This is a genomic window from Variovorax sp. 20P10.2.4, assembly GCF_058244205.1.
On the sequence record NZ_JBZAYE010000353.1, the window covers coordinates 1 to 7,658 of the forward strand.

7 protein-coding genes are annotated in these 7,658 nt (G+C 71.0%); 3 read left to right on the forward strand and 4 right to left on the reverse strand.

Annotation, left to right across the window (positions count from 1 at the left end; genetic code table 11):
• Together AC27VN_RS26485 and AC27VN_RS26490 are read left to right on the forward strand one after the other, a co-directional pair.
• Nucleotides 1–653: FecR family protein (locus tag AC27VN_RS26485; RefSeq protein WP_490878455.1), on the forward strand; the 653-nt coding region annotated here is incomplete at its 5' end.
• A gap of 127 nt (nt 654–780) precedes the next feature.
• Nucleotides 781–3,162 (forward strand): TonB-dependent siderophore receptor, encoded by a 2,382-nt coding sequence (locus AC27VN_RS26490; RefSeq protein WP_490878456.1) that lies wholly within the window; start codon nt 781–783, stop codon nt 3,160–3,162.
• A 29-nt stretch (nt 3,163–3,191) separates the two neighbouring features.
• On the opposite strand, the gene AC27VN_RS26495 is transcribed toward AC27VN_RS26490, so the two are convergent.
• Nucleotides 3,192–3,950: an SDR family oxidoreductase gene (locus tag AC27VN_RS26495; RefSeq protein ID WP_490878457.1), complete on the reverse strand. Its 759-nt coding sequence runs from the start codon at nt 3,948–3,950 to the stop codon at nt 3,192–3,194.
• 137 nt (nt 3,951–4,087) lie between these two features.
• On the opposite strand from AC27VN_RS26495, the gene AC27VN_RS26500 reads away from it, so the two are divergent.
• On the forward strand, nt 4,088–4,975 hold the full coding sequence (locus AC27VN_RS26500) for a LysR family transcriptional regulator (protein ID WP_203204284.1): 888 nt from the start codon (nt 4,088–4,090) through the stop codon (nt 4,973–4,975).
• A gap of 3 nt (nt 4,976–4,978) precedes the next feature.
• Here AC27VN_RS26500 and AC27VN_RS26505 read toward each other — a convergent pair whose 3' ends face one another.
• The 3 genes from AC27VN_RS26505 to AC27VN_RS26515 form a co-directional block, all read right to left on the reverse strand.
• Nucleotides 4,979–5,842 (reverse strand): isocitrate lyase/PEP mutase family protein, encoded by an 864-nt coding sequence (locus tag AC27VN_RS26505; protein ID WP_490878458.1) that lies wholly within the window; start codon nt 5,840–5,842, stop codon nt 4,979–4,981.
• Complete coding sequence (locus AC27VN_RS26510) at nt 5,839–7,254, reverse strand: FAD-dependent oxidoreductase (protein ID WP_490878459.1); 1,416 nt, start codon at nt 7,252–7,254, stop codon at nt 5,839–5,841. The genes AC27VN_RS26505 and AC27VN_RS26510 overlap by 4 nt, the downstream gene beginning before the upstream one ends.
• The coding region (locus AC27VN_RS26515) for a cysteine hydrolase family protein (RefSeq protein ID WP_490878460.1) at nt 7,251–7,658 on the reverse strand (408 nt) is incomplete at its 5' end. The genes AC27VN_RS26515 and AC27VN_RS26510, both read right to left, overlap by 4 nt.

Sequence of the window (7,658 nt, forward strand, 5' to 3'; positions counted from 1 at the left end):
ACAGCTTCGCCACCGCGCGCGGTCAGCAGCTCGACGTGCAGTTGCCCGACGGCAGCGTGCTCAGGCTCGACACCGCCACGCGCGCCGAGGTGACGCTCTACCGCCAGCGGCGCGAGGTGCGCCTGCCCGAGGGCCAGGCCCACTTCAGCGTGCAGGCCGATGCCGCCCGGCCCTTCGACGTGCTGGCCGGCCCGCTGCGCATCACGGTGGTCGGCACGCGCTTCTCGGTGCGCCACACGCAGACCGGGCTCGATGCCGGCGGCGTGCGCGTGACGGTGGAGGAAGGCCGGGTGCGCGTGGCCTCTGCCGACCCCATGGCCGGTGCCGAGTCACGGCTGCTGGGCCCGGGCGAAGCCGTCGCCGCCGACGCGGACGGCCGCCTGCGCAGCGCGCCCGTCGCCCCCGCCGCGGGCGCCCTGCTCTGGCGCGAAGGCCGCGCCAACTTCGAGAACACGCCACTCACGCAGGCGCTGGCCGAGTTCGAGCGCTACGGCCCGACCGGCCTCACGGTGCGCGACCCCGCGGTGGCCGCGATGCGGATCAACGGCAGCTTCGACCTGCGGCAGTTCGGTGCCTTCGCCAAGGCGCTGCCGCAGGTGCTGCCGGTGCAGCTGCAGCTGCGCGACGGCACGACCGAGATCGCGCCGCGCTGACACCCAGCCAGCCCCGCGCCTCGATTTCTTCAAAAAAATTCGCGACGGACCTCCACTGCGCCGGAACTGATGCGTCTGCATGGGTAGTTCTTTCCATCTACCCATCGCCCTTCCGGAGTCCGCCTTCATGCCGCACCCGCGCTTCCGTCCCGCCGCCACCGCCTTCGCGGCGGCCCTTGCCCTCGCCGCCTGGGGCACCTCGCCCGCGCACGCCCAGCCCGCGCCCGCCGTGCAGGCGGCGGCGGTCTACCCGATCGCCCTGCCCGCCCAGCCGCTGGGCTCGGCGCTCAACGAACTCGCGCGCCAGGCCCGGCTGCAGCTGATGGTCCATCCCGACCTCGTCGCCGGCAAGCAGGCGCCGGCGGTGTCGGGCAGCCTCACGGCCGGCCAGGCCCTGGAGCGGCTGCTCGCGGGCAGCGGCCTGGGCGCGAGCCTCGACGGCAACGCGGCGGTGGTCCGCACACTGCCCGCGGCGGCGGGTGGCGCGACGCTGCCGCCGGTGGTGGTGAACGCTTCGGCCATCGACGCGACCACCGAGCTGCAGCAGGACGGCAGCGCCGCCGACGGCTACCGCGCGAAGACCGTCTCGTCGGTGGGTGCGCTCGGCAGCATGGCGCTGCAGGACACGCCGTTCTCGATCAGCGTGGTGCCGCGCGAGCTGATCCAGAACATCCAGGGCCAGTCGCCCGACGACATCTACAAGCTCAACCCCTCCACGCGCACCGCCACGCCGCAGATCACCAGCTGGACGCCGGTGGTCAGCATCCGCGGCTTCAACAGCTCGGACACGGCCGAGGACGGCCTGCGCCGCGCCTACAACCATGCCGCCGTGGTCGAGGACAAGGAGCGCGTCGAGATCCTCGGCGGCCTCTCGGGCTTCCTCTACGGCGCGGCCTCGCCGGGCGGGATGATCAACTACGTCTACAAGCGCCCGACGCTCGAGCGGCTCAACAGCCTCACGGTCGGCAACTACGGCGGCAACCAGGCCTACGTGCACGGCGACTTCGGTGGCCGCTTCGACGAAGCCGGCCGCGCCGGCTATCGGCTGAACGTGGTCCGGCAGAACGGCAACACCGCGATCGACGACCAGAAGATCGATCGCACGCTGGTCAGCGCGGCCGTCGACTGGCAGCTCACCGACCGCCTGCTGGTCGAGATGAACGCGGTCTACAACAAGTACCGCAGCGCGGGCACCTCGGCCTACTGGTTCTACGACATCCCGCGCGGCCGCGCGCCCGACGCGCGCAGGAACTGGAGCCAGCCTTGGGTGCGCGACGAATTCGAGAACACCAAGCTGATGGCCAAGGCCACCTACCGGCTCGACGACCGCATCACGCTGCGCGCCGCCTACATGCGCGACGGCATCGACCGACCGGTGCAGGACCACACGATGAACAGCGTGAGCTCGGCCGAGGGCTTCAGCCAGATCCGCATCCGCTCGGGCCGCACCGAGGACACCTTCGAGGCCGGCTCCGCCCTGGCCGACATCCGCTTCGAGACCGGCCCCGTGTCGCACAAGCTCACGATGGGCGCCTACATGTATTCCGACAAGTCCTGGGCCACGCGCAGCAGCCCCAACACCGGCTGGCAGGGGCCCTACCCGTTCTCGCAGCCGACCTACGTGCCCGAGCCCTACTTCACACCGAACATCTACACGCCCTACTACGCGGGCCGCGTGATGAACCGCAACCAGATGATCGCCGACCATCTCCAGTTCGGCGAGCAGTGGTCGATGCTGCTGGGCGTGACGCGCAGCAACATCCGCACCGTCGCGCTCGACGGCGAGGGCGCGAAATCGCAGCCCGACTACGACAAGAGCCGCAGCTCGCCCTCGGTCTCGCTGATGTACAAGCCCGTACCCTGGCTGACCGCCTACGCGAGCTACATCGAGGGCCTGGAAGCCGGCGGCACCGCGCCCGACACCGCCGCCAACTTCGGTGCCGTGCTGTCGCCGATGGTCAGCCGCCAGAAGGAGATCGGCCTGAAGGCGACGGTCGGCGAACTGCTGCTGACCGGCGCGCTGTTCGACATCGAGAAGGCCTACGAATACATCGACACGGCCAACACCTACACGCAGAACGGCCGGCAAAAGCACCGAGGCTTCGAGTTCAACGTCTCGGGAAAGCCGGCCGACAAATGGACGGTGGTGGGCGGCGTGACCGCGCTCGACGCCAAGGTCAGGGGCTCCGAGTTCGACGGCAAGGCGCCGCAGAACGTGGCGAAGCTCATCGCCAAGGTCTATGCCGAATACGAGCTGCCGGTGCCCGGCCTGGTGCTGACCGGCGGCGTCTACTACACAGGTCGCCAGTGGGCCGACGCGGCCAACACCGACCGCCTGCCCGCCGTCACCACCGCCGACCTCGGCCTGCGCTACGCCATGAAGCTCTCTGGCCGGCCGCTGACCCTGCGGCTGAACGTCAACAACGTTGCGAACAAGAGCTACTGGCTCAACAGCTACTACGTGGGGACGCCGCGCAGCGTGGCCTTCTCGGCGCAGATGCCGTTCTGAGCGGCATCCGCGTCATCCCGGTGCCAGGATCAGAAGTCCTGCGCCACCGGCCGCAGCACGACCTCGTTGATGTCCACGTTCGCCGGCTGTTCCACTGCGTACACCACCGCGCGCGCCACCGAGTCCGAGGGGATCTGGCTGGCCTCGTAGAAGGCCTGCACGCCCGCGGCGGTCTCGGCATCGGTGGTGCCGAACTTCAGTTCGGACTCGACCGCGCCGGGCGAGACGATGGTCACGCGAATGCCGGTGTTGCCGACCTCCACGCGCAGGCCTTCCGAGATGGCGCGCACCGCGTACTTGGTGGCGCTGTAGACGGTGCCGATCGGCGTGAACACCTTGATGCCGGCGATCGAAGCGATGTTGACGATGTGGCCGCTGCCCTGCGCCTGCATGCGCGGCAGCACGGCGGCGATGCCGTAGAGCACGCCCTTGATGTTGACGTCGATGGTGCGGTCCCATTCGTCGACCTTGAGCTTCTCGATCGGCGACAGCGGCATCACGCCCGCGTTGTTGACCAGCACGTCGATGCGGCCGAAGGCCTCGACGGTGGCGGCGGCAAGCCGCTCGAGGTCCTCGCGCTTCGCCACGTCGGTGGCAACGGCGATGGCCTCGCCGCCGGCTTCGCGGATCTCGGCGACCACCTTCTCGAGCCGGTCGGTGCGGCGCGCGGCCAGCACCACCTTCGCGCCGCGGGCGGCCAGGTGGCGGGCGGTGGATTCGCCGAGGCCGCTGCTGGCGCCGGTGACGATGGCAACCTTGCCGCGGATGTTGTCTTGAACGGAAGTCATGGTGTTTTCCTTGGGTTGGGCGTTGAAGAACTTGAAGAAGTGCATGCAGTGTGGAAAATCCGGGCGTTCCCGTAAATGAAACTCTCACGACTTCAGAATTCCTGATTCAGGAACACTCAACCCCAATTAACCCACCCATGTCGAACCGGCTCGAAGCCCTGCGCGTGTTCTGCGCCGCCGCCGATGCGGCCAACTTCCGCGATGCCGCAGTGCGCCTGGCGGTCTCGCCGCAGGTGGTCACGCGCGCCGTGCGCGAGCTCGAGGAGGAACTGGGCGAGCCGCTGTTCCACCGCAGCACGCGCGGCGTGCAGCTCACCGACTTCGGCCGCCAGCTCGCGCAGCGCGCGCGTACCGCCGTCGGCGGCGTCGATGCGCTGTTCCACCGCACCGACCGGCGCGCGCTCTCGCAGCACGCGGGCACGGTGCGCGTCACCGCGCCCAACGTCTACGGCCGGCGCCTGATTCCCGAGGCGCTGGCGCCGATGCTGGCGGCGCACCCGGGGCTGGTGCTCGACCTGCGGCTGTCGGAGGAACATGCCGACGTGGTCGACGAGCAGATCGACATCGGCGTGCGCGCCGGCCCGATCCGCGATGCGCGCTTCGTCGCGCGCACGGTCGGGCGCATGCAGCTGCGCGTGGTGGCGGCGCCGGCGCTGATCGCGCGCACCGGCATCCCCGAGAACATCGAGGCGCTGCCGGGCTTTCCGCTCACCGCGCTGCTCGACCGCAGCGTGGGCCGGCCCTGGTCCTGGTTCTTCAGCAAGGGGCGGCAGATGCCGGTCGCGGCACCGGCCTTCATCAGCGACGACGTGGAGGCCGAGTGCACCGCCGTGCGCGCGGGCCTGGGCTTCGGCCAGCTCGCGGGGCCGCTGGCCGAGCCGCTGATCGCGTCGGGCGAGCTGGTCGAGGTGCTCGAGGCCGAGGCGCCCGAGTCCTGGCCGATCCATGTCTACCGCTCGCAGCGCGCGCCGGTGCCGGCGCGCGTGCGGCTGGTCTACGACGAACTCGTGCGCGCGCTGCGCTGAGGCCTATTCGTACTTCTGTCCTTCGAGCATCAGCTCGGGCGTGCCGATCACCGCGTTGAGCGCATCGAAGTCCAGCATCTGCGGCCGCCACGGCTGCGTGGTGCGATGCCGGTGCAGGCTCGCGTAGTAGCCCTGCAGCGTGTGCGTCACGGCGCGCGCCGTGCCGCCCGGGAAGATCGCGATGCGAAAGCCATGCCGTTGCAATGCATCGGCATCCTCGATCGGCGTCTTGCCGCCTTCGACCATGTTGGCCAGCAGCGGCACGCGGTCGCCGAAGCGCCGGCAGGCCGCGTCCATCTGCTCGGGCGAACGCAGCGCCTCGATGAAGAGCGCGTCCGCGCCGCAGGCGAGATAGGCCTCGGCGCGATCGAGCGCGGCCTCCATGCCCTCGACCGCCACCGCGTCGGTGCGCGCGAGGATCAGGGTTTCGCTCGAGTTGCGCGCGTCGAGCGCGGCCTTGAGCTTGCCGACCATCTCGCGCTCGGACACCACGGCCTTGCCGTCGAGATGGCCGCAGCGCTTGGGAAAGGTCTGGTCCTCGATCTGGACCATGGCCGCGCCCGCGCGCTCGAAGCCGCGCACGGTGCGCTGGGTGTTGAGCGCGTTGCCGAAGCCGGTGTCGGCATCGACGATCACCGGCACGCGCACGCGCTCGGTGATGCGCGCCAGCGTGTCGGCCACCTCGGTGAAGGTGGTGAGCCCGACGTCGGAGCGGCCGAGCCGCGTGTAGGCGATGGAGGCGCCCGAGAGGTACAGCGCCTCGAAGCCGGCCTGCTCGGCCACCAGCGCGCTGAGCGCGTCGTACACGCCGGGCGCGAGCACGATGTCGTTGCGCGCGAGCCGGGTCTTGAAGGAAGGATTCGTCATGCGGAGTGGTTCCTGGTTGGGTTGCGTGCGGCGAGCGTGCGCGCCGCGATGTAGCCGCCGGCCACGGCGCTCAAGAGGCCGTTGCCGGAGAGATAGCCCCAGACCGCGTCGCCCGACACGCCACCCGCCGCGCCGCCCGCGGCCAGCAGGTTGTCGAAGGGCGTGCCGTCGTGGCGCAGCACGCGCATGTCGGGCGCGGTGTCGAGGCCGCCCTGGGTGTGGAACAACGCGCCCGTGACCTTGACCGCGAAGTACGGTGCCTCGAGTCCGCGCGCGAATACGCGGCCGTCGGGCGTGGGCGTGCCGGTACGCATCGCCTCGAGCGTGGCCTGCAGCACCGCGGCCTCGCAGCCGATGCAGTCGGCGAGCGCGGCCACCGACTCGCAGCGCCGCACGGCACCCGCCGCCTCGGCCTCGCAGAAGTCGGGAAAGCCCCGCGCCAGCGCGAGCAGCGGCGCGTCGAACACGTTCCAGGCGATGCCGCCCGGCTGCGCGAGCACATGCACCGCGGCTTCCGAGTAGCCCTGGGTCTCGTCGTGGAAGCGCCGGCCCTCGCAGTTGAGCTGCACGCCGCCTTCCATCATCACGGCCCAGGACATCAGCGCGCCCTGCGGCGTGACCCAGGAGCCATGGCCCTGGTAGCCGCCTAGGTCGCGCAGCCGCGCGCCCAGCGCCTCGCCCCAGAGGATCGCGCTGCCGTCGTTGCCCACATGGCCGCCGAACGCGGCCTCGGCCATCTCGGGCAGCAGCGCGCGCACCATCCGCGCATTGCCGCCGAAGCCGTTACAGGCCAGCAGCAGCGCATCGCAGCCCAGCGTCTCGCGGCTGCCGTCGGGGCGCGCGTACTCGACGCCGACCACGCGGTCGCCGTCATCGAGCACCAGCGTGTCGACCAGCGCCTGCGTCAGCACCGGAATGCCCGCCGCCTCGGCGGCCGACTGCAGCGCCGCCATCAGCGCGGCGCCGGTCTTCTGTTCGAGCGCATGCATGCGGTGCACGCCATGGCCCGGATAGAGGAAGCCATCGAGCAGCAGCCACCGCAGCCCGTGCCGCGCCTGCAGCGCATCGAGCGCCGGGCCGATGGCCCCCGCATAGGCCGCGACCAGCGCCGGTGCCGCGCGGCCATGGGCCTTGGCCTGGATGTCGGCGGCGAAGCGCTCGGCACTGTCGTCGAGCACACCGTGCGCGCGCTGCGCGAGCGTGCCGGGCGCGGGGATGAAGCCCGAGGACAGCGCGGTCGATCCGCTGGGCAGCGCATCGCGCTCGAGCACCACGCAGTCCACGCCCGCATCGGCCAGCATCAGCGCGGCCGTGAGCCCGCAGGCGCCGCCGCCGACGATCGCCACCGGCACGCGCACCTCGGCCTCGACCGACGCCGCGCGGCGCACTGGTCGCGACGGGTTCGAACTCATGCGAGCGACGCGGCGAAAGCCGCGCAGTCCGTCACCTCGGCCACGTTGCGCATGTCGGCCAGCGAGGTCTGGTGGCGCTCCTCGCCGAAGGCCGCGCAGCCGTCGGCCAGCACCAGCGTGCGGTAGTCGCGCATGTGCGCATCGCGCACCGTGCTCGCGACGCCGCCGTTGGTGACGATGCCGCAGACCGCCACCGTGTCGATGCCCGCGCGGCGCAGCACCCAGTCGAGCTGGGTGTTGAAGAAGGCCGAGTACGCGACCTTGCTCACGTTCACGTCGACCAGCCCGGCCAGCGCATCGACATTGGCCTGGCCCCAGCTGCCGGGCGCGAAGTCGCCCTTGGCGAGGTACGGGCGCAGCGCCTTCAGGTGCGGCGACACCATCGGTTCGCCCGCGGCATCGGG

What these genes read in the sequence shown, in the direction of transcription:
- AC27VN_RS26505 (WP_490878458.1), bottom strand. Translation starts at nt 5,842, where the DNA reads ATGACGAATCCTTCCTTCAAGACCCGGCTCGCGCGCAACGACATCGTG.
- AC27VN_RS26495 (WP_490878457.1), bottom strand. Translation starts at nt 3,950, where the DNA reads ATGACTTCCGTTCAAGACAACATCCGCGGCAAGGTTGCCATCGTCACC.
- AC27VN_RS26490 (WP_490878456.1), top strand. Translation starts at nt 781, where the DNA reads ATGCCGCACCCGCGCTTCCGTCCCGCCGCCACCGCCTTCGCGGCGGCC.
- AC27VN_RS26500 (WP_203204284.1), top strand. Translation starts at nt 4,088, where the DNA reads ATGTCGAACCGGCTCGAAGCCCTGCGCGTGTTCTGCGCCGCCGCCGAT.
- AC27VN_RS26510 (WP_490878459.1), bottom strand. Translation starts at nt 7,254, where the DNA reads ATGAGTTCGAACCCGTCGCGACCAGTGCGCCGCGCGGCGTCGGTCGAG.